21 protein-coding genes are annotated in these 24407 nt (G+C 46.3%); 14 read left to right on the forward strand and 7 right to left on the reverse strand.

Annotation, left to right across the window (positions count from 1 at the left end; translation table 11 throughout):
- The first annotated feature begins 102 nt into the window (after nucleotides 1-102).
- The 7 genes from AC23N5_RS05040 (at nucleotide 103) to AC23N5_RS05070 (ending at nucleotide 7895) form a co-directional block, all read left to right on the forward strand.
- On the forward strand, nucleotides 103-1212 hold the full coding sequence (locus AC23N5_RS05040; RefSeq protein ID WP_487754711.1) for a sensor histidine kinase: 1110 nt from the start codon (nucleotides 103-105) through the stop codon (nucleotides 1210-1212).
- Nucleotides 1213-1374: 162 nt separating this feature from the next.
- Nucleotides 1375-2070: a LytR/AlgR family response regulator transcription factor gene (locus AC23N5_RS05045; protein ID WP_487754712.1), complete on the forward strand. Its 696-nt coding sequence runs from the start codon at nucleotides 1375-1377 to the stop codon at nucleotides 2068-2070.
- A gap of 244 nt (nucleotides 2071-2314) precedes the next feature.
- The gene (locus AC23N5_RS05050; protein ID WP_487754713.1) at nucleotides 2315-3634 is read left to right on the forward strand and encodes a S41 family peptidase; all 1320 of its coding nucleotides are present in this window, start codon (nucleotides 2315-2317) and stop codon (nucleotides 3632-3634) included.
- 215 nt (nucleotides 3635-3849) lie between these two features.
- Nucleotides 3850-4593 (forward strand): dioxygenase family protein, encoded by a 744-nt coding sequence (locus tag AC23N5_RS05055; protein WP_183975352.1) that lies wholly within the window; start codon nucleotides 3850-3852, stop codon nucleotides 4591-4593.
- 14 nt (nucleotides 4594-4607) lie between these two features.
- Nucleotides 4608-5120 carry a hypothetical protein gene (locus AC23N5_RS05060; protein ID WP_487754714.1) on the forward strand — a complete coding sequence of 171 codons (513 nt, stop codon included), beginning with the start codon at nucleotides 4608-4610 and terminating at the stop codon, nucleotides 5118-5120.
- The gene (locus AC23N5_RS05065; RefSeq protein WP_487754715.1) at nucleotides 5117-5797 is read left to right on the forward strand and encodes a pirin family protein; all 681 of its coding nucleotides are present in this window, start codon (nucleotides 5117-5119) and stop codon (nucleotides 5795-5797) included. The genes AC23N5_RS05060 and AC23N5_RS05065 overlap by 4 nt, the downstream gene beginning before the upstream one ends.
- Nucleotides 5798-5855: 58 nt before the next feature.
- Nucleotides 5856-7895, forward strand: a complete 2040-nt coding sequence (locus AC23N5_RS05070) for an OPT family oligopeptide transporter (RefSeq protein ID WP_487754716.1) — start codon at nucleotides 5856-5858, stop codon at nucleotides 7893-7895.
- A gap of 131 nt (nucleotides 7896-8026) precedes the next feature.
- Here the strand turns inward: AC23N5_RS05070 and AC23N5_RS05075 are convergent, their stop codons facing one another.
- On the reverse strand, nucleotides 8027-8752 hold the full coding sequence (locus AC23N5_RS05075) for a 3-keto-disaccharide hydrolase (RefSeq protein ID WP_487754717.1): 726 nt from the start codon (nucleotides 8750-8752) through the stop codon (nucleotides 8027-8029).
- Between the two features lie 109 nt (nucleotides 8753-8861).
- Between AC23N5_RS05075 and AC23N5_RS05080 the strand changes: the two genes are divergently transcribed.
- The 4 genes from AC23N5_RS05080 to rpmB all read left to right on the forward strand — a co-directional run bounded on the left by AC23N5_RS05080 (nucleotide 8862) and on the right by rpmB (nucleotide 12078).
- Nucleotides 8862-9929 (forward strand): Ldh family oxidoreductase, encoded by a 1068-nt coding sequence (locus AC23N5_RS05080; protein WP_183975364.1) that lies wholly within the window; start codon nucleotides 8862-8864, stop codon nucleotides 9927-9929.
- 9 nt (nucleotides 9930-9938) lie between these two features.
- Entirely contained in the window at nucleotides 9939-10676 is a 738-nt protein-coding gene (locus tag AC23N5_RS05085; RefSeq protein ID WP_487754718.1) for a hypothetical protein, read from the forward strand.
- A gap of 71 nt (nucleotides 10677-10747) precedes the next feature.
- Nucleotides 10748-11776 carry a Holliday junction branch migration DNA helicase RuvB gene (gene ruvB, locus AC23N5_RS05090; RefSeq protein ID WP_183975368.1) on the forward strand — a complete coding sequence of 343 codons (1029 nt, stop codon included), beginning with the start codon at nucleotides 10748-10750 and terminating at the stop codon, nucleotides 11774-11776.
- Between the two features lie 77 nt (nucleotides 11777-11853).
- The gene (gene rpmB / locus AC23N5_RS05095) at nucleotides 11854-12078 is read left to right on the forward strand and encodes a 50S ribosomal protein L28 (RefSeq protein ID WP_028525126.1); all 225 of its coding nucleotides are present in this window, start codon (nucleotides 11854-11856) and stop codon (nucleotides 12076-12078) included.
- 76 nt (nucleotides 12079-12154) lie between these two features.
- Here the strand turns inward: rpmB and AC23N5_RS05100 are convergent, their stop codons facing one another.
- The 4 genes from AC23N5_RS05100 to AC23N5_RS05115 are packed head-to-tail and all read right to left on the reverse strand — an operon-like array spanning nucleotide 12155 to nucleotide 16245.
- Nucleotides 12155-13600 carry a cellulose synthase family protein gene (locus AC23N5_RS05100; RefSeq protein WP_487755020.1) on the reverse strand — a complete coding sequence of 482 codons (1446 nt, stop codon included), beginning with the start codon at nucleotides 13598-13600 and terminating at the stop codon, nucleotides 12155-12157.
- Nucleotides 13601-13625: 25 nt separating this feature from the next.
- Nucleotides 13626-14075: a PaaI family thioesterase gene (locus tag AC23N5_RS05105; RefSeq protein WP_487754719.1), complete on the reverse strand. Its 450-nt coding sequence runs from the start codon at nucleotides 14073-14075 to the stop codon at nucleotides 13626-13628.
- Between the two features lie 53 nt (nucleotides 14076-14128).
- Nucleotides 14129-15007: an Rpn family recombination-promoting nuclease/putative transposase gene (locus tag AC23N5_RS05110; protein ID WP_487754720.1), complete on the reverse strand. Its 879-nt coding sequence runs from the start codon at nucleotides 15005-15007 to the stop codon at nucleotides 14129-14131.
- Between the two features lie 5 nt (nucleotides 15008-15012).
- Nucleotides 15013-16245 carry a glycosyltransferase family 4 protein gene (locus tag AC23N5_RS05115; RefSeq protein WP_487754721.1) on the reverse strand — a complete coding sequence of 411 codons (1233 nt, stop codon included), beginning with the start codon at nucleotides 16243-16245 and terminating at the stop codon, nucleotides 15013-15015.
- Between the two features lie 42 nt (nucleotides 16246-16287).
- Here AC23N5_RS05115 and AC23N5_RS05120 point away from each other — a divergent pair, with 42 nt between their 5' ends.
- Nucleotides 16288-17484: an NAD(P)/FAD-dependent oxidoreductase gene (locus AC23N5_RS05120; protein ID WP_487754722.1), complete on the forward strand. Its 1197-nt coding sequence runs from the start codon at nucleotides 16288-16290 to the stop codon at nucleotides 17482-17484.
- A 143-nt stretch (nucleotides 17485-17627) separates the two neighbouring features.
- Nucleotides 17628-18563, forward strand: coding sequence for an Rpn family recombination-promoting nuclease/putative transposase (locus AC23N5_RS05125; RefSeq protein WP_487754723.1), 936 nt, complete (start codon nucleotides 17628-17630; stop codon nucleotides 18561-18563).
- Between the two features lie 43 nt (nucleotides 18564-18606).
- On the opposite strand, the gene AC23N5_RS05130 is transcribed toward AC23N5_RS05125, so the two are convergent.
- Nucleotides 18607-19236 carry an LON peptidase substrate-binding domain-containing protein gene (locus AC23N5_RS05130; RefSeq protein ID WP_487754724.1) on the reverse strand — a complete coding sequence of 210 codons (630 nt, stop codon included), beginning with the start codon at nucleotides 19234-19236 and terminating at the stop codon, nucleotides 18607-18609.
- Between the two features lie 114 nt (nucleotides 19237-19350).
- On the opposite strand from AC23N5_RS05130, the gene AC23N5_RS05135 reads away from it, so the two are divergent.
- Nucleotides 19351-20574, forward strand: a complete 1224-nt coding sequence (locus AC23N5_RS05135) for a serine hydrolase domain-containing protein (RefSeq protein ID WP_487754725.1) — start codon at nucleotides 19351-19353, stop codon at nucleotides 20572-20574.
- A gap of 7 nt (nucleotides 20575-20581) precedes the next feature.
- Here the strand turns inward: AC23N5_RS05135 and AC23N5_RS05140 are convergent, their stop codons facing one another.
- Complete coding sequence (locus tag AC23N5_RS05140) at nucleotides 20582-24217, reverse strand: PKD domain-containing protein (protein WP_487754726.1); 3636 nt, start codon at nucleotides 24215-24217, stop codon at nucleotides 20582-20584.
- Between the last annotated feature and the right edge of the window lie 190 nt (nucleotides 24218-24407).

Genomic DNA, 24407 nt, shown 5'->3' on the forward strand with positions numbered 1-24407 from the left:
CCTATGCTATAAATACTTATCTACCGACAAATTATGCCTGATGACCGCAAGAATTTGGGAGGAATAAAGAGGAGTTCTAATTTTCCCCAAAAATACCCTTTTATGAAAAGCCCCGCGTGGCAGCTGACGGTACATGTATTAGGAGGACTGGCATTTTTGGCTCTCCCCTACATTTTTGCGCCCAACGGGCTTTCGCAACTCCTTCACCTGACCTCCAATCCACACGAACTCACCAGTTTTGCCTCGTATTTGTTTATGTTGGGTTTCTTTTATTTGAATTACTACTACCTGATTCCTGCCCTTTATTTCCCCAAAAAATATGTTCGATACGCTCTGAGCATTGGAGCTGCTTTTGGGATAATTTTCCTGCTTCTAGCTTCCATCGACCGAACAGCAATTGGGCCTGAAATGTACCGAGGTCGCTTTGAGGAACACGGTCACCCACCCCCGCCATCCAATGCTGAAGCAAGACCCCATGATTTTCCTCCCCCGCCCTCTTCTCACCAAATGATAACGGATAACAAACCTCCTATGGGGTTTGAACTGAGCCATGCGCTTTTTCTGTTTTTGGTCGGCGTTTTTGTGTCATTAGCGTTGCGTATCAACCATCGTTTGCGGCAAACTGAGAGCGAAAAACTGAATACCGAACTGTCGTTTTTGAAAGCACAAATCAACCCCCACTTTCTATTTAATACGCTCAATAGCATCTATTCACTAGCGATTGAGCAGTCGCCACACACAGCCGACGCGGTGGTGAAGCTGTCGTCGTTGATGCGGTACGTCATGCGCGAAGCAGCTACAGATTGGGTGGCATTGGAGCACGAACTTGGGTATATTTCCAATTATGTAGCACTGCAAAAGCTTCGCCTTGGGGATACCGTAGAGCTGGACTTTGGGATAGAAGGCAAACCCAATGGCCATAAAATTGCACCGTTGATTTTGATTTCATTCATCGAAAATGCGTTTAAATACGGCGTAAATCCTCAGGAAAAATCGCTGATTCAGCTACGGATTTCAGTAAAAGAAAGGGTATTGACCTTAACTACATTTAACAAAAAAGTACGGGTGTTTTATGATGAAGAAGCGTCGAGTGGGATAGGTATCGAAAACACAAGAACGCGACTGGAATTGCTCTACCCTGATGATTATGAATTAAAAATCGGGGATAGCGTGGATAGTTTTACGGTAGATTTGCAATTGCGAATAGCGTAAAACCACCGTGCACCGTGCAGAGGGTTGCTCACAACCCGACCCTACGTGCAAAGGGTTTCTCAAAACCCGACCTCACGTGCAAAGGGTTTCTCAAAACCCGACCTCACGTGCAAAAGGTTGCTCACAACCCTGTTATTTTATATGTAAACAACATACCAAACTATGCTAAAAGCAATTGCCATCGACGACGAGCCCCCTGCCCTGCGGGTGATTTCTCATTTTTGCAGTCAAGTATCTTTGGTTGACTTACAAAAAACCTTTTCGCGTACCGACGAGGCGCTGGCTTATTTGAACGAAAATGAGGTGGATTTGCTCTTTTTGGATATAAATATGCCTGCCATGTCGGGGATTGATTTCTTTAAAGCGATTCCAAAAGCGGCGATGGTGATTTTTACGACGGCCTACGCTGAATATGCCGTAGAAGGCTTTAACCTCAGCGCAGTTGACTATCTTTTGAAACCATTTACCTTCGAGCGTTTTCAACAGGGGGTCCACAAAGCGCTGGATTATTCTCAGTTCATCAAAAAAGAAGAACCTGAGCTTGCTGTTGAATATTTATACATCAAAGCCGATTACAGCACCTATAAAATTGCCATCGCCGACATTTTGTTTATCGAGGGGTTAGACGATTACCTCAAAATTCAGCTCGAAAATGCGAAACCTATCGTGGCGCGTATGACCATGAAAAGCATGGTTGAAAAACTGCCAGCACGGGATTTTATACGAGTGCATCGGTCGTTTATTGTACCCATGCGACGCATTCAAAACGTTCGGAATAAAGTAATTGCACTGGGTGAAAATGAAATCCCGATTGGAAGTAGCTACGAAGCAGAATTTTTCAAACGTTTTTCTTCCTAGTAAGTGTCAGCAGTTTCTCTACTGTGTTAGCGGTTTCTCAAAACCGCGTCTGTTGAGTCCGTGGTTTTGAGAAACCACGGGCGCGGCGCAGAAAACACGAGCGCGGTTTTCTGCAACGCTCCCGAAAAGATATGCGTAACAGCAATTGTTAACGCAATCATCCACTTTTTGAGCATCACCCGAATTTGCCATACCTCTCCCTGTTTTTTTCTTCACCTAACTTAAAAACAGTATCATGAGCAACATGGCAAAACTTACTATTGGAATGACTGTGGCGTTTTGTATTGCCCTTTTTAGTTGCAAACAAAACAACCTCGACCCGCAAACCACTTCTAGCGGCTCTAGTTCTTCAAATACCTCCTCAAATACGGCAGACATTCGCGATTCGCTTTGGCTGTACATGCAAGATGTTTATTTGTGGTATGATAAACTTCCTACTACGTTTAATCCTCGATCGTATGCCGACCCTGAAAGTGAGATGGATGCGTTGCGTACCTATCAAACATTAGACCGCTGGTCGTTTGTGGAAAAGGCGAGTACTTTCAATAGCTATTTTTCGGACGGCGAAACGCAAGATTTTGGTTTTTGGATAAAATACGATGCCAACAACGACCTGCGTGTGCGTTATGTATATGACCAATCGCCTGCGGGAAAAGCAGGGGTAGAACGGGGCTGGAAACTGACGACGCTGAACGGACAATCGGTAAAGTCAATGACGGATGATGCCATTGTTAATGCCTTCTATGATGCGACTTCTACGACCTTTGGGTTTGAAAAATCGGATGGAACTACATCCACCGTTGCGCTAACAGCCGCGACTTACACGATGAATACGGTGCTTTTTAATAAAACCTACGACGTGGCGGGACGAAAAGTGGGTTATTTTGTCTTCAATAGTTTTACAGGAACCCCTTCGCAAAATGAGCTAAAAGCGGTGTTGAGCAATTTTGAAAGTGCAGGAGTCAACGAACTCATCGTGGACTTGCGCTATAATGGCGGAGGGGACGTCGAAACGCAAATTATGCTGGCCAACGCGCTTGCTCCTACGAGTGTCACCAAGTCGTCGGTGATGTTTAGCTATCTTCACAACACCAAACTTTCGCAGTGGAACGAGACGATTCGCTTTTCTAAAACAGGCGCTTTGAATCTTTCTCGAATTTTCTTCATTACGTCGTCGGCCTCTGCTTCAGCATCCGAATTACTTATCAATAACCTAAAGCCGTATTTGGACGTCAAAACAATTGGCAGCACCACGCACGGTAAGCCCGTAGGCATGTACGGTTTTGAGGTCATGGATTACGTCATTGCTCCGATTGCGTTTAAAACGGTGAATGCCCAAAATGTAGGAGATTATTATACAGGTTTGGCGGTAGATGCGGCGGTGTCGGATGGACTCAGCAAAAACTGGGGCGATACGCAGGAGAACTGTTTGGCCGCAACACTCAACTATATTCAGGCGGGTAGTTTCACCGTGGCAAGCAACGCCCGCCTTTCGGCCGAACAAGTGACCATGAACCAAACACTTGACAAAAAAATGGTCAAAAACACCGTGGTCAGACGATAGTCAGACCACGAAGAGTAGAAGAGTCCTCAAACACTGGTCAGCGATAGTCAGACCACGAAGAGTACAGTGGTAAACTGTGGTCTGACTATCGTCTGACCTGTGTTTACCGCAACATTTAAGCCCTTTACCTCAAAACAGGTTTTTTGCACAACGTTATGAATGCTTTGTACGTATGGGTAATTAAAATCACTCATTCTAACCAAAATCATACGAATATGGAACGCAAGGAATTTTTGAAAAGAAGCTTATCGGTATTAGGCATTGCAACCGTAGTCCCTATTGTCAGCTCTTGCAGCAAAGAGACTGTTGACCCAACCTCCACTACTTCGGGCTCTACTACTTCGCAAGGCTCTACCAATGGCTCGTCAAGCTCGAATTGTACAGTCACAAATTCGGAAACCGAAGGGCCGTTCCCAACCAAGACTCCTAGTTCATTGGTCATGAAAGATATTCGTTCAGACCGTTCGGGGCTTCCTATGACAGTTACTATTACCATCAAAAATAAAAATAATAGCTGCGCAGCGCTGTCGGGAGCACTCGTTGACATTTGGCACTGCGATGCGGATGGAAACTACTCAGAATACGGCGGTACAGGTATGCAAAGTACCAACTATACATCAGTGCATTTTTTGAGAGGACGCCAAACTACCGATGCGTCGGGTAATGTAGGTTTTACAACTATTTTCCCTGGGTGGTATTCGGGTCGTGCAGTACACATCCACGTTCACATCTATGACTCTACGGGCAAGTCGTTGTTGGTCACCCAAATCGCTTTTCCTGCCGATGTGTGTGACACCGTATTTACTACCGCCACCAACTATTACAAAAAAGGCAAAGCGGATACGACTAACGAAAAAGATAACGTATTTGGGGATGGATATACCAACGAGCTTGGTACGGTTTCGGGAAGTGTAGCCAATGGATATACAATTACTCATACAATTGTTGTAAGTGCCTAATATTTAGTGGATTTATGAAAGGACTAATCAGTCTGTGTTATCGGAAAGTGATTGACGCATCGTCACAGAAAGCTTGGGATAAGTTTGTTTTTGACGATACTCATCTTGAGTTTTTTATGAGGGCGCAGTATTTTGACCCTAATAGCCGTTATAAAACCTTGCAAGAACTACTCGACCATGTGCCCAATGCCGAGCAGATTCACGGCATGGTGAGTACAGCAGCGATCGGGTATTTGCGCCAACTCAACGATATTGTACCTGACATAGTCAACACTCACGGCAAGCTTTGTCTTCCGTTCAAGCGTTTTCGGTTTGAGATTGTTCAATCGAACATTCAGAACAAGGCTGAACATAAAATAGCTATTTATTTCTATAGCGACCCTCTTACTTGGATTGACACCGTCGGCGACCATTTATTGGTGGCCTACGGTGACCATCGAACTGCCTTAGCGACCGGTGCAGACATTGAGACCGATTTAATTGCTCTTCAACCCTTTTTGAGTATTTCTTCTTTGCAAAAATCATGATAACCCAAATCGACGCTGTCATTTTTTTAGCCGACCAACGTGGAGTGTCACAACTCGACTGGTTTCGGAGCTACCATAGTTTCAATTTTGGGGCCTATCGCGCCGAAAACCGTGAGCCATTTGGTGCGTTACGCGTGCTGAACGACGACACCCTAGATTACGAACGTAGCATCGAAATGACGGTTGACCAAGCGACGGATGTGGTCTTGATTCCGTTGGTTGGGGCTTTGGAATACGAAAATAGCCTACACCAAACGGGTTTTGTAGAAGCTGGGCAAGTGCAGGTCTTTTCGGCAAAGGAAGGGATGAGCTACAAAGTAACCAACCCGTATCCTGACCATCTGGTGAATTTTTTGCAAATTTGGCTAAAGCGTCCGCCAGAAGATTTTACCCCAAAAACAGAGATAAATACGTTCGATTTTTCGCAAAAGAATCAGTTGCTTCCTCTTTTTAATGCGTGTGTGCCAGGTTTCATCGGGCGTTATGACGGGCGGGCAGAGGATAGTTATCAAGTGCAATCCGCAGGAAAAGGAGTGTATGTTTTTGTGATAGAAGGTGCATTTGAAGTCCAAAACCGCCTGCTTCATGCTCGCGATGGTTTATCACTTTCGTCGGTGACGGAGGTAGAATTTGAAGCATTATCGAACGATGCTATGTTGTTGATTTTGGAAACCTAATTGTGGTTTTCTATTTCAATGCTATCTTTAAGGTTTATCTCCTAAACCTTAAAATTTCATGGAATCAAAAGACTTCAAACCCTACGTTCCCAACGAAAGTAGCGTCGCCGAATTTACTGTCAAATCGGTCGTCATGGGTGCTATTTTTGGCGTATTGTTCGGCGCTGCTACGGTCTATTTATCGCTCAAAGCAGGGCTTTCTGTTTCGGCCTCTATCCCCATTGCCGTTTTGGCTATCTCGTTGGGTCGCAAATTTTTAGGCACCACCATCCTCGAAAACAACATCATTCAAACCACGGGTTCAGCGGGCGAGTCCATCGCATCGGGCGTGGTGTTTACCTTACCTGGCTTTTTGTTTCTTTCCATGACCGAAGAGGGCAAAAGCATTGGAGCCGATTTTTTCAATTATTGGACCATTCTCACGTTGGCCATTTTGGGTGGATTCTTAGGGACGTTTATGATGATTCCACTGCGGCGGTCGCTCATCGTGCAAGAACACGGCACCCTTCCCTACCCCGAAGGGACGGCTTGCGGTTCGGTGTTGATTGCGGGCGAAAAAGGCGGTGACCTTGCCAAAACAGCCTATCAAGGGCTTGGCGTGGCCATGCTGTATGCTTTCTTCCAAAAAATCTTACACGTGATTGCCGAAGTACCCAAATTAGCCTCATCTCAAGCCAGCAAAATCTTCCCCTCGGCCGTCGTCAGCGGTGAAATTACCCCCGAATACTTAGGCGTAGGCTACATCATTGGTTTTCGTATTTCAGCCGTGTTGGTAGGTGGCGGACTTTTGGCCTGGCTAGGGCTTATTCCTCTCTTGGCAACCCTCGTTCCTGCCGATACCATCGCCGAGCAGCTTATCAAATTGGGCTACCTCAAAGACCTCGCTACCGCAGGCGGCCCAGGTGGCTGGAACCCTGATTCTCACAGCTTTACTGACACTGCATCGGCCCTTTATCGCGCTTATATTCGTCAGATTGGCGCAGGTGCCGTGGCGGCGGGTGGTTTTATGGCTTTGATTAAAAGCATTCCTACAATTGTCTCTTCCTTCAGCCAAAGTTTAGCTTCAATGAAAGCAGGCGCTGATGCCACTCGCCTCCGTACCGAACAAGATTTATCGTTTAAAGTAGTGCTTTTTGGCTGTTTGGCCCTAGTGATTTTGATGGTCATTTTACCCCAAATTCCTGGTGACGGGTTCTTAACCAAGTTTTTGATTGCGGTGTTGGTCGTGGTTTTTGGCTTTTTCTTTGTCACCGTCGCCAGCCGCATTGTTGGTATTATTGGCTCAAGTTCGTCGCCTGTTTCGGGAATGACCATTGCTACCATTATGGCTACTTCACTGGTTTTCATTGGGTTTGGGCTAACAGGAAAAATGTACGAACCTGCCGTTTTGGTCATTGGGGGAATGATTTGCATCGCCGCCGCCAATGCAGGAAACACCTCACAAGACCTCAAAACGGGGTACTTGGTGGGTGCTACGCCGCGTTATCAACAGATTGCCCTTTTCATCGGGGTCATTGTGTCGTCGTTGGTGATTGGTGCTACCGTCAAATTGCTCGACACACCCACCCCTGATTTGGCTGCTCAAGGCATTCAGCACGCGATTGGCACCGACAAGTTTCCTGCTCCTCAAGGCACGTTGATGGCCACGCTTATCAAAGGACTTTTATCGTTTAACCTCGATTGGCAGTTTGTGTTAGTAGGTGTCTTTATTGCCCTCACCATCGAAATCATGGGAGTCAACGCGCTTTCGTTTGCCGTGGGTTTGTACCTTCCTCTCTCAACAACGTTGCCCATTTTTGCGGGTGGTTGCGTCAAAGCGTTTGTCAACTGGAACTCAAAACGCCAAGGAATCGAAGAAGAAGACGCTGACTTGGGCAAAGGGAATTTGTTTTCGACGGGATTGGTGGCAGGTGGTGCATTGGCGGGCGTGGTTGTAGCTCTCCTCTCGGTCAACGACAGTATTTTTAATGCCCTTGCCAACATCAACCTCGAACACGCCCTTGCTTCAGTCTTCGGTGAAGGCGGATACCAACTCCTCGGCGCAGGCTTATTTGCCGCCATGGCCGTAGTGTTGTATCGCGTAGCAATGAAGCGATAAGATTTTTGTACAAAAATATTTTTCACCCGCAGATGTTCGCCGAACAAGAACTTCATAAAGCAATTATTCAGCGAAAATCTGCGGCTTTAAATCTGGGAAAATCTGTGGGAAAAATTTCAGGCAATGCTCCACTACTTCAACTTCCGAAGTTTGACATTTCGGTACCAAACTGTACTTCCCCAATCTTGTAACCCAATGACACCCGTTAGCTGATTTTGAGCAATAGGTGCATTTTTCAACGGACTATTAGCTATTCGTTGCTTCCAATCAGCACTCGATAAGTCGTGTTCTTGAACCACAAAACCGTTGAGCGTAATTGTTAATTTATTTTTCCGAAACACTACGTGCACCTGATTCCATTCGCCGACAGGATTGATTTCACGAAGACGTGCATTGGCGACGCCAAAGAAATCGCCCGCGCGGTGTTTGTTTTCGGCGGCCCCTTCATAAATTTTATCGTCCAACACCTGAAGCTCAAGCCCCGTGTTGTGCATGTTTTTATACTGCTCCGCTTCTTTCACAAAAAAGAAAATACCGCTATTGGCCAATGGACTTACTTTCCAGTCGGCTTTGAACTCAAAATCCCCCGAAACAAGCACGTTTGAAACAATGTCGCCGCCATTAGGGGCTTTGTTTCCTGCTCTGACAGGCACGTCGAGCTTGAGGGCATCACCTTCTACTTTCCACGCCGTACCTACTCCTTTGCCACCGTACGTATGCCAACCCGACACATCTTTACCATTAAATAATAATTCCCAACCTTGCTTTTTTTCTTGGGTGGAAAGAACGTTTTGGGCTTGGGTTTGAAAGGCCAAAGTTCCCATCAACAAGGCGAGCGAAAGTACTAGCTTATACATCGTTAAAATTAGTTTGACTGTTGCTATCCAAAGCCAAGAAGCAGACTATTTTACTTTCGTGCATTTCTTGCGACATTTGCGCCCAAACAATTTCAAGATACTTTTCACTATGTTTTCTGCTGAACAACTACGAACTTTTACCAAAAATATATTCCAAAGCATCGGTTTTTCGGAAGAAGATGCCACCCTAGCCGCCACTGTCCTCATTGCCGCCGACTTACGCGGGGTTGACTCGCACGGCATCGCTCGTTTGGCAGGTTACGTACGGCTGTTTGACCACGGACGGCTCAACCCTACCCCAACCATTAAAATTGTACATCAAACCCCCAGCACCGCCGTCGTCGATGGTGACGCTGGGGTCGGGCTGGTTGTTGGGCCAAAAACCATGGAAATTGTCATTGAAAAAGCCAAAAACGTCGGTTCGGGCTGGATTTCGGTGCAAAACTCCAACCACTTTGGCATTGCGGGCTATCACGCCATGCTTGCCCTCCCCCACGACATGATAGGCATGGCCATGACCAACGCCGCCCCGTTGGTTGCCCCCACGTTTTCGTTGGAAAAAATGCTCGGTACCAACCCCATTGCCGTGGCCGTTCCTGCCCATGAAGAGCCTGCCTTTGTCGCTGATTTTGCCAGTACGGCGGCGGCTTACGGTAAGTTTGAAATTTTGCAACGCAAAAACCTGCCAGCTCCCCTTGGCTGGGCGCAAGATTCGGCAGGTAACATCACGACCGACTCCAACCCCATCAAAAACGGCGGGGCATTGCTTCCACTTGGCTCTGACCGCGAGCACGGTAGCCACAAGGGCTACGGATTAGGGGCGATTGTAGATATTTTTTCGGGCGTATTATCGGGGGCTAATTACGGGCCTTGGGTACCACCTTTTGCTACGGCAGGCTTTATGAGTGCCAACGAGGGCGTAGGAAAAGGAACTGGGCACTTTTTTGGCGCAATGCGGATAGACGGTTTCCGCCCTGCCGACGAATTTAAAGCCCACATGGACACGTGGATTCGTCGTTTTCGCTCGGCCGAGGCCGTTGAGGGCAAACAAGTCTTGATTCCTGGCGACCCCGAACGCGCCATCGAAGCCGACCGCCTCGAAAACGGACTCGATTTGCTCGACCCCGTCGTACAATCTCTGGAAGAACTTGGCAAACGATTTGGTGTTTCTTTATAATCAACCTTTATGAAAAAACTATTTTTCACCCTGACGATTTGCAGTCTAGTGACGCACATCGCCTGCGGACAAACACCCAACTATTTTCCGCAACTGACCAAAATTCGCGTCGATGGCGGTATGAACCCTGTGGTATTGGGCTACGACAAAGCTACCATCAAGCTCAGTCGCAAAAAATGTACGCAGTTTCCCAAAAATAGCCCTTGGTATTGCCCCGACCCCGATGCACCTGTTTATGAACGGTTAGCGATTTTTAAACATCCGCAAATCAGCGATTCGTTGTATGTGTTGTTTTCACACGGACCCAGCGAAGACCCCAATTTTATGATTGCGACCAAATCGGGCAAAACCCTCGGAACGGTCAATGGATTGCAGCTATTCCTGACCAATAGCACCACTTTTTACGTCAGTGGACATACCAATAATTTGTTTGATAAACGTCGGAAGTTTCAAATCAAAAACGACACCATCGCCGAAATCACCCAACCTTTTTACTACGTGGGGTTACAATCAGTGGCGTTGAAAGAGCTTACGTTGTACAAAGACAAAACCTCCAAAGAGGTAGTAGCAACCCTTCCCAAAGGCTACAAAGTCGAAGTAGTAATGGCCGAATTTGGCCGCCCTGATTTTGAACTAGAAGAACATTTTCTGGTTCGTACCGATTTTGGGCTTATCGGATGGCTACGTCTCAACAAAAACGAACCGTGGGAAAGTTATATCAAAGGACTGTTCTTTGCAGGAGATTAGTTTTTTGTAGTAAAACACCGCTTTGTCCACAAAGACTTCGGCTATTCACCATTTTAACGTATCTTTGATGTATGCGTCAAGATTATCTATCAGGAAATAAAGAGCCGCTTTCGCCCATCGAAAAAGAAATTGACAAGGCATTACGGCCGTTGTCATTCAGTGATTTTGCGGGGCAAGACAAGATTCTTGAAAACATTCGGATCTTTGTAACGGCAGCCAAACAACGGGGCGAACCACTCGACCACGTGCTTCTTCACGGGCCTCCAGGTTTGGGAAAAACAACCCTTTCTAACATCATTGCCAACGAATTAGGCTCTACCATGAAAACATCGTCGGGGCCTGTATTGGACAAACCAAGCGATTTGGCGGGGTTGCTGACCAACCTCCAACCGAACGATGTGCTGTTTATCGACGAAATTCACCGCCTCAACCCAATTGTGGAGGAGTACTTGTATTCGGCCATGGAAGACTATAAAATCGACATCATGCTAGATTCTGGGCCGAATGCGCGGAGTATTCAAATCAGCTTGAATCCCTTTACACTTATTGGTGCTACTACCCGCGCGGGCTTGCTTACGTCACCTTTACGAGCTCGTTTTGGAATCAATTGCCGCCTAGAGTATTACGATGCCCAATTGTTATCATCCATTGTAAAAAGGTCTTCTGCCATTTTGGGCACTCCGATTGAAGACGATGGCGCCTTTGAGATTGCCCGCCGTAGCCGTGGCACGCCGCGTATTGCCAATAATTTATTACGCCGTACCCGCGACTTTGCCCAAGTAAAAGGCCAAGGACGCATCACGGTTGAGATAGCTGAGATTGCCCTCAAAGCCCTTGATGTGGACCAGCATGGCCTCGACGAAATGGATATTCGTATTTTGAGTACCATTATTGATAAGTTTAAAGGTGGACCCGTGGGAATTACGACCATTGCAACCGCTTGCGGCGACGAAGCCGAGACGATTGAAGAAGTTTATGAGCCTTTTTTGATTCAAGAAGGATTTATAAAACGTACCTCACGGGGACGAGAAGCCACCGAAAAAGCCTATCGACACCTAGGAATTGTCCCTAAATTTAGGACGGGCGACCTATTTGGCTAGTCTTTTTTTAGAAAACACTTGTTATTTTTTTGAAAAATTACGACTTTTGCACCCTCATTCTGAAAACAACAATTGTCATGGCCAGAGTTTGTGAAATTACGGGCAAAAGAACACGAGTTGGTAATAACGTATCGCACGCTAACAATAAAACCAAGCGTAAGTTTTATCCAAACTTGCAAACAAAGAAGTTTTTTATTCCTTCTTTGAATGAGTGGGTAGAAATTAAATTGGCTACTTCAGCTCTTCGTACTATCAATAAAAAAGGTATTGAAGCAGTTTTGAAAGAAGTAGGTGCGTTGTAGTCATACACGACCATCTTTTGCAAAAGATTTAACCCCGCGACGGCGGGGTTTTTTGTTGCCCTTTTGAGCCAAAAAGTTAAGATAACGAGTGTTTGACGGAATAATAACCCACAAACCCGTACCCCAACACCAACATGCTGTGCAGCCCAACCAACGAGTAAGTCTGCCAATATAAACCCAGGGCAAGGCCAAAACCAAAGTATAAAACCAAACCTAGCTCCAGCCAAGTAAGCGGGTTGAGGCTCCGAACGAGGTATTTTTTTTGCTGCCAATTTCCTTGATGTTGTACAATTCCCCATTTAGGAGTACGGACAAAAGGCGTTTTTTTTCCAAAATATCCTTCAATTACCGCAATCGAATTATGCAGCGAAAGCCCCATGATAACGGACAAAAACAAGGGCAATTGCCACGCTAGTTCAAAAAGCGATTTTCGGCCGTAGTGCGTTGTGCCATAAAATCCAAGAAGAATAACAACACTCAGTTGAAAAAACTGAAAAATCCCCAGTACCGAATTAAAACGCGGCGACTCGTGCGTGATAAGTAAGGCAGGAATACTCAGTAGCGCCATTACAAACACCGCAATAAACACGCCGCTGTTGAGTAAATGAAACGCCGCGTGGGTTTTTGTAGAAAACCTAAGCGCCTCATTTTTAAATACTTTCCACAAATTTTTGCGAGCACATTCGGCAGCACCTTTCATCCAACGGTATTGCTGCGACTTAAATGCGGGCATGGTTGCAGGCAACTCGGCAGGGCTTTCTACCTTTTCGAGATACACAAACTGCCAACCCCGAAGTTGGGCGCGGTAGCTCAAGTCGAGGTCTTCGGTGAGGGTATCCGACGACCAACCACCTGCGTCGGTGATACAGCTCGCTCGCCAAACGCCTGCCGTTCCGTTAAAATTGATAAAATGCCCGTCGGCGTTGCGGCCGCCCTGTTCGACCACAAAATGCCCGTCTAACCCAAAAGCCTGAAGTTGCGTAAGTAACGAGTACGATTCGTTGAGGTGTCCCCAACGGGTTTGTACTACTCCTACCGAAGGCGAAGAAAAATGAGGCAGTGTTTTTTGTAAAAAATCGGGCGCAGGAATGAAATCAGCGTCAAAAATCGCAATAAATTCAGCGTTAGTAAGGGTCAGCCCGTACGCCAACGCCCCTGCTTTGAAGCCTTCACGCTGAGGGCGACGAATGTGCGAAATGACGAACCCTACTGATTGATAATACGCTACTTTTTGGGCGATAAGCGCAACGGTCTCGTCCGTGGAATCATCCAATACTTGAATTTCAAGCAATTCTTGGGGATACTCAAAAGCGCAAACAGCATCAATGAGTCGTTCAATGACGTAGCGTTCGTTGTAAATAGGAAGTTGTACACAAACTTTTGGCAAGCTAGTTAGCAGACTCAGCCCCTCTATCGGTGCTTGACGGTGCCAATAACTCCAAACCAAACTCAGCTGTGCGCAACTGTACAAAAACAGCACACAGGTGGGGAGGAGGTACAACAAAATCACCAAAAATTCCATACGCAACGCTACATCATGAGTTTGCCTAAAACGCCAACTTCATCGAGGTTTGAATCAGGTTGGTGCTACACTTTGCGATTATCTTTTGGTCGGCATTGATAATACGCGCTTCGCAGTGAATCACATTTTTACCCGCGCGAATTACTTCCGCTCTAGCGGTGAGTACGTCGCCGACGCGAGCGGCGTTGAGAAAATCACAGTTGAGGTTGACAGAAGTATAGGCGTATTCGCGGCCTAGTGTAAACACCAACATGCCCACAATATCGTCCATAATAGAAGCCGCCGCCCCGCCGTGGAGGGTCATCATGGGGTTGGTCATGTCTTCGCGTACGACAAACTCGACGACCATTGCATTGGATTGAATATCAACAAGTTTACCGTTAAGCCAGCGCCCAAGCCCCGATGGGCTTTTGGTCATTTGTTGGCCGATTTGAGAACGAAAAAAGTCTAAACGTGGATTGGTTTCGTTAGTCATGAAGTTCTTGTGAGTGGAGAATTCAAATAAAATTAATGAATAAAGCTTTTTCTTTATTCATTAATTGCAAGCTGTTTTTGGATAGATAATACAAACTCAAGGTGGACACTATGATCTTCTGCAATCTCTTCATTTGTAAGCTTACCGCGACGAAGTGCCTTTTTGACTGCTTCAGTTTTATCTGCTAATCTAGCTTCTTCAATTTTCTTCTTTTCTGCTTTTACGGCTTCTGCATTTGCCGCAGTTATTCGAGCAAAATAGGCCCTCTCATCAGGGGTCATTTTTCTAGTATCCAGCTCATCTATAGCTCGTTTAAGCCAATCTTCATTCCAAAAAGGCGGATATTGGCTTATGTCAGTAGTTTTATGTAATGTCTTCATAGTATAAACCAGCTTCTCTAAATCTGTTTGAATATCAGCTACTTCTTTATTAAATTTAGATAATTCTACTGTAATAAACGTCATTTGGTTATCAATAATTTCACCGTTTTCACCCCTCAGATTAGCAACCGTATGAAATGGAGAAGTATTTAGAATATTTTTTTCAAGAAATGCGATGGCATACAGTTTTGGCAAGCCTTCATAATCAAACTCTCCCTTTTCTACCATGACGTTAAATTTATGCAATGCGTAAAACTTCATTCTTTGAACAAAGTAAGGTGCATAACCTAACTGCATTTCAACAACAAATTGATTGCCATTTTCATCGGTGCAGGACAAATCAAAAATGCCACTACGGCTATCAATCGTCAATGCTTCAAATACATTTTTATCGAACTTAACTTCTTTTATGGCAACAGATGATTTGATAAGTGCCTGTAGAGCTTTACGTAAAAATATCGTATTTGCCTCATTCCCAAAAGTAGCTTTAAAGCCATAATCAGAAATTATTGGTATAAAAATTTGATTTTCAGAGGGCAATTGCGGTTCCATAATATTCACTTTACTTGTTGCAATGCTGCTAGGTACTTGTTGGCTAAAACTTCGCGGTCAAAATGGGCCTGGGCGTAGCGGTAGCCGTTTTGTCCGTGCTGTTTTGCCAACGATGGATTATGTAAATATACACGAATTTTGGCGGCAAAATCGGCTGGATTTTCGGGTTCAACGTACAAACCTGCATTGGCGTCTTCCAACAATTGCCTCGAAACACCGTCAATGGCCATTAAAATAGGTTTTTGGCAAGACATATAGTCAAAGGTTTTGTTGGAATAAATCGTTTTAAACGTATCTACTTTTTTTAGTACGGATGCCCCTGCATCCGACGCTAGGATGTATTTAAAAACATCCCGCTTGGGAACAGAATCAATAAAACGGACATTCGTCAAGCCGCGTTGCTGGGCATCAGCTTTTAGTTCAGCCTTGAGCATTCCATCCCCAATCAGCAAAAACAAAACGTTGGTATCACGCAGCAATTCGGCCGTATCAAGCACCTGAACTAAGTGATTGGCAACCCCGTGCGCACCTACGTAAGTTACCACAAAGTGCTGCTCCAACTGCTGTTCACGGCGAAAAGCGGCAACATCGAACGTTTGGAGCAATTCTTCCGACAATGAAAAGTCAGCGGCGTTGGGAATAAAGATGATTTTTGACGGAGAAACTCCTTTACTGGTAATCAATTTATCGCGAAAAGCGGGAGTGAGTACATTGATAAGGCGAGCTTTGCGGTACATCAATTTCTCAAACCAATAGGCAAATTTGATAAGTATGCCGTTGGTCAAAACACCCGTGTCGATGGCGGATTCGGGCCACAAGTCGCGGATTTCAAAAACAAAAGGAGTCCGTTTGAACAGTGACAGGACGTAGGCCGTGATTCCTACAAAAAGAGGTGGCGACGTCACCACAATGACATCATAATTGCCACGGGCATAGCGAAGGCCACCCCAAATGCTCGAAAATGTAAACGAAAAATACGCCCACAGCCGCCCGACAAAGCTTTTGTTATACGACTCCGAAACGTGGCAACGAATGACGTCCACGCCGTCTTGGTTGGTACTGCGGTCAAAATATTTCCCATTGTATTTGGCAGGACGATGCCCCATGTAATGCACCATGCCCGCAAGCACAGTGACTTGATGTCCCGATTCTTGCCAAAACCGACTCATTTCGTTCCAACGCGAACCTCCGCCGTCGTTGTCTTCCAAAAAATATTGGTGAATTAGTAAAATTCTCATAAGTTGGTGCGAAGATACAGTAAAGTCCTAAATCTTAAACCTATGCCTGCTCAACCTACCTTTGCTCCCCGAAATAACCAAATCTTTCAGACTCCACGCCAAGGGGCATTACTTGATGCTCATGCCCACGTTGCGGTGGTGGGAGCAGGCGTTTTTGGAGGATGGACGGCCTTGTGGTTACGCCGTTTAGGATTTCGGGTAACGTTGGTTGACGCTTGGGGGCCAGGTAACTCGCGGGCAAGCTCGGGCGACGAAACGCGGGTCATTCGCTCCACTTATGGTGCCAACGAAACCTATTTCGACCTCAACGTACGGGCCATTGAGTTGTGGCGCGAACACCAACAAAAGTGGGACAAAAAAATGTTTTTCAACTCAGGTGTACTTTGGTTTTGTTACGATGAAGCCCCTGAAATGATTGAAGCGACGCTGCCATTTATGAAAAAACACGGTTTAGAATACCAATATCTATCCAAAACCGAAGCGGCACAACGCTATCCTCATATTGCTACCAATGACCTACACCACCTCGTTCTCGACCCTCATGGCGGTTATCTAAAAGCCCGTGAAAGTTGCCAAACGGTACTCGAAGCATTTGTGGCAGAGGGGGGAGAATATGTCAATGCGTTGGTTCAACCCAATTCGATTGAAAACGGTAAGGTGACAACTTTGTCTTTGTCCAACGGCACGCGGCTGTCGGCTGATGCGTACGTATTTGCCTGTGGTTCTTGGCTAGGGCGACTGTTTCCTGATGTACTTGGAGCAATCATTACGTGCACCAAACAAGAAGCCTATTACTTGGGAGTACCTGCGTCGCATACAGCGTATTTTGACCAAATGCCCGCTTGGATTGACCTCGATGGGGACGATTTTTATTACGGAATTCCAGGGAATGCGTACCGAGGCTTTAAAGTTGGGGTTGACAAACGAGGGGAGATTTTTGACCCCACCGACGGAGAACGTGTAGCAAATGCGGAGGTATTGACCAAAGCACGGGCTTTTATGGCACACCGTTTTCCCGCGCTAAAAAATGCTCCCTTGGTCGAAAACCGCGTGTGTCCTTACGAAAACTCCCCCGATGGCAACTTCATTCTGGATACGCATCCTGAGGCCGAAAACTGCTGGTTTTTGGGAGGAGGTTCTGGACACGGTTATAAGCACGGCCCCGCCTTGGGCGAACTTGCAGCCGATATTATTTCAGGGAAACGCCCCCTAGAAAATCTCTTCCGAATGCGAGAGTAAAGGATCATAGTACTTCTGACAAGTGCTTCTGGTTGCTCACAACCAGAAGAAAACCGCCAGTTCAGCCGCAAGGGCGGATTGGGAGCAGGAAGTGACTTTGCAATACCAGCTTCGTCTTTTGAGAAGGAAAAATTTTGGGTAAAATGAAACGAGACGACAGTTTATGGAAGGCAATTTTGGAGGATATTTTCGACGATTTTTTGCGATTTTTCATTCCCAATGCGGAAGAATTATTCGATTTTTCGCGGCCATTTGAGTTTTTGGACAAAGAATTGGAGCAGATTTTGTTGGTTGAACGTGATGATTTTTCTCCTAGATATGTTGATAAACTGGTAAAAGTGTTCACGAAAGTAGGTGAAGAACAATGGATTTTGGTTCACATAGAGGTGCAAGGGAGTACTGACAAAGCGTTTTCACACCGTATGTTTCAATATTTTTACCGCATTTATGATCGATATCAAAGGCCAATTACCGCTTTTGCGATTTTGACAGACCGAAATCGACGATTTAAGCCTGCGAAGTTTTCTCAAGTTTATTTGGGAACGAGTATTGATTACAAGTTCAATGTGTACAAAGTTTTTGAACAAGATGCTGAGGCGTTAGGGTTGAGTACGAATCCTTTTGCGATGATTGTATTGACGGTATTGGTCGCTTTGCAGAAGGGGAAAGTAACAGAAGAGGAGCTTTTACAACAAAAAGTAGAATTGCTCAAACGGTTGGTTAGTAAGGGTTTTAGTCGGGGGAAGATAGAGGCGTTGATGGGATTTTTGAAGCTGTACGTACGTTTTGGAAAACGGGAAAATGATGTTAAATTTGACGAAGCGATAGAGTTATTGTTAAACAAACCGAAAGAAACGATGGGGATTGTTGAATTTGTGTTGGAGCGCGAACGTCGCTTGGGAGAAAAGCGAGGGTTAGCCAAAGGGGAGAAAAAGGGGGTAGGAAAAGGCATAGAAACTCAAAAGCTGCATTTTGTAAATACCCTGCTGGCTGAAACAGACTTTGATGATGCTAAAATTGCGTCGTTAGCTGATGTATCTGTTGAAACTGTGCAAAAGCTTAGAAATCAGGCCAAATAAGCTGCACAGGTGCTTCTGGTTGCTCATAACCAGAAGAAAACCGTTAAAAATTCAACGGATCGAGGTTCTTAAAGTGACCATTCATACGGATGCGTTCTTTGGTGCGCTCCATTTCTGACATTACGGGAAGTACTTTATTCAAATGCCGTAAAATATATTGTTGGCGTTCTGGTTCCGAACGAATCGTCAGCAAGTGATATTCTTCTTCCTGCGATAAACCAATTTTATGCGCAATTTGGTACGAAAAAGGCATTACATCAGGGTTAAAATCTACCTTCGTTTGAAGTAGGGTATAAAGGCGGTCGAGTTGAAAAAGCAATTCAGGAATCGCGCCTTGTAGTGACTCAGGCTCTTCAAAAAAATCAACCTCTCCTCCCGAATACAGTTTTCCTGCCACTGGATTTTGTAACGTAAGTATTCTAAAAACCCGTATTCCTCGCGTCTTGATGTCCATCCGACCATCTTCGTGAAGTTTGGCTAGGCGTACAACTTCCATTTCGGTTCCGTAACCTGGGAGTTTGTTGCCAATGAACGTAGGAATCCCAAATGTTTTCTTTTCCTCTATACATTCCGTAATAAGCTGACGGTAACGAGGCTCAAAAATGTGCAGATTGAGATTCTCGGTAGGATAAGCTACCAAGGCCAAAGGAAAAAGCGGGAGAAAACGTTCCATACGATTACGACACTGCCAGTGAATAGACAGAAATGTTAAAAAACAGTTGTAACAAATGTACTTCTGCTTTTTGAAAATTTCCTACTTTTAAATTTACATTTTAACTCACTGTTTATGCGTATTGTTGCTACTGGTTTGATTTTTTGGACATTGGCTATTTCTTCTTTTGGTCAAAAAAATACTACCCCAACCTCTTACTTTCCTCCTGCTCACACGTGGGCACAAAAAACACCCGCCGAGCTGGGTTTAAATCCTAGCAAATTGGCCGAAGCAATTGCTTTTGCGAAAGCATCGGAGTCTAAAAACCCGCGAAGCATGGAGCAGTCACACTACCAGACTTTTGGAAAAGAACCTTACGGATTTGCCATTGGCCCCTTCAACGACCGTGGCGACCAAACAGGTCTCATTGTTTACAAAGGGTATATTGTGGCGCAGTGGGGCGAACCCAACCGCTGCGATATTACGCACAGTGTCACCAAGAGCTTTTTATCCACAGTGGTGGGACTGGCGGTGGATAAAGGTCTGATTCGTAGCGTGAACGACACAGTAGCGGGCTATGTTCCACCCATCGAATTGTACGGACAACCCGTGCAGCGCCCAGCCGAAGAGTTTGGCAAATCGGAACTTCTAAATTTATTTGATACACCCCACAATCGCCGCATTACGTGGGACCACATGTTGCGCCAAACCTCAGATTGGGAAGGGACACTTTGGGGAAAACCTGACTGGGCCGACCGCCCCGATGCCGATGCGTCGAAGTGGCTGACGCGTCCTCGAAATGCGCCTGGGGCAGTATATGAGTACAACGATGTCCGTGTAAATGCACTGGCATTGGCTGCCACGAGCGTTTGGCGAAAGCCTCTACCTCAAGTACTAAAAGAACGAATCATGGATGAAATTGGGGCGTCAACTACGTGGCGCTGGACGGGCTATCGCAATGCGTGGATTGTACTCGACGGGCAGCCTGCGCAGTCGGTAAGTGGCGGCGGGCATTGGGGAGGAGGAATGTTTATCAATGCCTACGACATGGCACGCTTCGGATTATTAACCCTCCATCGTGGACACTGGAACGGTAAACAATTGCTATCAGAGCAGTGGGTGAAACAAGCCACAACCCCTACAACAGCTCAACCGACCTATGGGTATATGAACTGGTTTTTGAATACCGACCGCAAACCGCTTCCGAGTGCTCCAGCGAACGTTTATTACCACGTTGGTAACGGGGCTAATATCGTTTATGTTGACCCCGACCATGAACTCGTGATGGTCGTTCGCTGGATTGAAAACTCGTCGCTTGATGGGATTGTCAAGCGTGTGTTAGAGGCTTTCCCACGATAATTTTTGGCTATCGAAGTAGCGTCACCGCCCCTCGTTGAGAAATACGAGGGCGGTCGGGGAAAAATTTAGACTTAAATGAGACTACGTAAGGATAGGTCATCGGAGGATAAAACGTACCTCGGTATTTTCCATCCCACTTCTCGTTCATATCGTTGGTATAAAAAATGACTTCGCCCCAACGGTTAAAAATCTTCAATTCAAAATCGCTCAAGTGGTCGCCATACACATCCAACAGGTCATTTTGGCCATCTCCGTTTGGAGAAAACGCGTCAGGGATAAACAATCGAGGCTCACACCGCACCACCACTTGCACTGAGTCGGTCACTTCACAACTCGCTGGGCTAGTAATGCTTACTCGGTACGTTCCAACCTGATTGACGGTGACCCGCATCGTTGTTGCGTCAAGAGGCGGAAACCAACGATAGCGTAAATTGGGCGTAGTAGGACGAATAATTAACGTCGCTGTAGCACCCACGTCCAAATCACACAAACCTATATCGCGGTTTAAATCATAGACGGGGCGCGGCGCCAACGAATACACAAAATTGTCGGTATCGGTACAACCCGTCACGGAGTTGGTCACTGTCAATGAATACGTTCCTGCTCGACTCACCGTGATTCGGTTGGTCGTTTCTCCCGTACTCCATTGGTATTGATTTCCTGCAATATTGGGAAGGGTTGGCACCAACAAAGCCGTATCTCCAACGCACTTTTCACGGTCGGGGCCGAGGCTCAAGAATTTTTCTGGGATGACACCCACCGTTATGTCGCGCAGGGTCGTATCGCACCCACCCGCATCGGTTACCAGCACGTTGTATTTTCCTGGTAGCAAGTTGCTGATTATCGGCGCATTTGTGCCCACGGTTCCGCCCGTGGCATTGGTCCAAACATAGCGCGTAGGAGTCCCTGCAAGGGTAGAAAGGTTGATAGCCCCTGCATTGGGAATGGTACAACGTGCATCGATCACCGTCGGTTGCAGTCGTAGGTTTTTGACCACCCGCAAGGTAAACGACGAATCGGTGGCACAAACCGTTGGGTTACCCGTCAGTCGAACCTTGTACGTTCCTTCTCCTAAATTCGCCAAGCTACTTCCTGTGCCCGTTAGCGGGGTGTCATTGGGTTGGCCAAACCAGCTAAACGCATAATTTCCCGCAGGCGTAATACTCCCAATCACAATCCTACCGTCGCGCGTGGTACAGCCCGTGGGTGGAGTAAGCGTCGCTTGCATTCGTGCCTTGGGTAAGGCTCGAACTTGAATGGTATCTTCATTTACACAGGCTTGAGGAGTGCCCGCATTGATAGTCACTTGAACTGAATATGGCCCTGGTCTGCTGACCGTGATGGTCTGTGACGTTTCACCTGTGCTCCACTGAAATTTATTCCAATTTGTAAGAGAAGGTTTTCCATCTAATACGACGGTTCCGCCTCCAACACACAAACTGGTATCACGCAATACATACGCAGGCGGTCTTCGCATGGTTATTTGCGTAACTCCTTGTACCCGACACTGGCCTTCTATTCCATTGGCAGCAATCACCCGATACGTTCCAGAACCCCCATTGGGTTGCAACGTAATCGTTTTTGTTCGACCAATCACCGCGCCATTCCTCAGCCATATATATTGCTCGGCCTGCACGCCCGCATCCAGCACCAGTCGATTGACGCAGGTATCAATAGGCGACCTCAAGTTAATCGGGTCAGGGGTAGCTACAATCGTGAGTCGTTGGGTAATGGTAGTATCTTTACAGCGGTTGACCAAACGTAAACTCACGGTGTAAGTACCTGGGTTTCGGTAGGTATGCTGTACTTGTTGGTTTTGGCCAACGATTGGCGCAGAGCCATCCCCAAAATTCCACGTGTATGAATCTTTGATCGGATCGCAGAGAGGGGACGCTTGGAAATTGGTGGCTTGGTTGGAGCAGGTATCCGAATACGTAAAACCTGGCCCAGAGGACTCTTGGGTAAAGTTGAAAACAAAGTTGGGCAAGCCTATTTGGCTGGTTTTTCCTCCCAAATTAATCCCCCTTTCAACAAAAACTACTTCATCTTGGGAGTCTTCGTCGGGATAGTTAATGACCCCTAAATACTCACTGCCTTTGATAGCCATGTAAATACGCCCATCTGAGCCTACTTGCAAAGCGCCATACACTTGCGTCGCCGAGCTGTCGATGAGGATTTTGGAATCGGCAATGCGGGCAGAGTCACCCAAACTAATGTCGTACTGATAAAGACGCGACAGGGTGGTATCACTGTCGTCTTTTTGCAGGGTGACGTACATTTTGGTACCGTCGGGCGAAAACTCGACCCCGTATGCCTTGGGCGGCGCAGGGCCTATGTCAATGGTTAAAGGCGCTGAAAGCCTCCCCGACGAATCGCTAAAAGTATAAATCTGTACCAAGTTTTTGGGTGGCCCAGGTACGACCATCGCCAATTTTCTCGAACCCGTACTATCTTGGGCCGAAAACTTCATGTATCCCTCTGCTTGGCTAGGTGTATTTTGGAGCGTTCCCAACGGATAAGCCGTAGGCCCTTCAATACCCGCTTTGGTTACGTGATATACCTTGAAAGCGTTGCTATTATAATCGTGGGTTACTACCCAGTAGGTCGAATCTTGGTCGTTCCGAACCGACGTAATACGTTCGGTTGTATTGTCGGTTAGTACTTGATTTTTTTCTACAATTTCTCCTTTTCCTCCGTTACGGCGCATATCGACGAGGCTATAACTGAGTTGTTTTTTGCCATTAATGTCAGAAGTTGTAAACACGTAGTATAAGTATTCACATCCTCGGCAGGTAGGTTTGGGCACAATCAAAGCCGATTGCGTAGAGTTCGGACTTCCCCCCAATGGCGTAGTCGTTCCATCTTTGGAAGGCATCAATGCCCCCCCTTTGTCATAAATGCTTATTCCATCGGTATAAAACAAGAGTTGCCCTTTCGAATTGGCAATTGACGACGTCCCTTCTGGCGTATTCAGCTGACCATTGGTGAGGGGGGTTGGGCTACCGCCCGAAAAATCCAAACCTGCATTGTTTCCAAAATACCACTTTGCGCCTTCTTGACTGCTTGGTTCCATACAAACCTTCACGTTAATGCGGTCTTCGTAGGTACAGCCTTCGGCGTTGGTTACTTCTACCGAATAACAGCCCGAGCTGTCCACGCGCATGGTTTGGGTAGAATCTCCGTTGGGAAACCACAGGTACTTCGCTCCCGAAGGCGCATTGGAGGGATAAGGATTCAGGATTAATTTCCCCAAGTCTTCCTTACAAATCATCGTATCGCGCCGCCATCCTGGAAATTGTGGCGGAGGCACTCCGATGTTAATGGTTTTTGTTACTGTCTGCGGCACCCCATTTACCGTCCGCGTCAACGTCACGGTATAAGGCCCAGGCGTTTGATACAAGTGCTTGACACTGACTTTGGTAGAGGTATTTTGGGTACCGCTGCCTGGGTCGCCAAAATCCCAAAGCCAAGCCGTAGAAGTTTTGAGTGTGTCCGAGAACGTCACAGAATCACTCTTACACTCAACATCTGGAATACACAGTTTACCTTTTACGTCAAACTGAGCGTGTACTTGGGTAGGCAACGCCATTCCCAACGCCCATAAGCCGATAATAACAAGAAATATGTAGGGTTGCTTTCTCATTGGTTTAGTCTCTTTCTCCTCTTCCTCAAATCTTGTGCCTAATTTCAACGTATTATGTTGTTATCTTGTTTACGCAAATTTCGTTGATTACGCTGCGTTTCTAAGCAAAATCTAATCTCAAAGGGGGTAAGTCTTACTAAAAACGAAAAAACCTTACCGAAAATTTTGTCGCATTTAACGGTAAGGTAAT

It is taken from the genome of Runella sp. R5_40 (genome assembly GCF_057652295.1).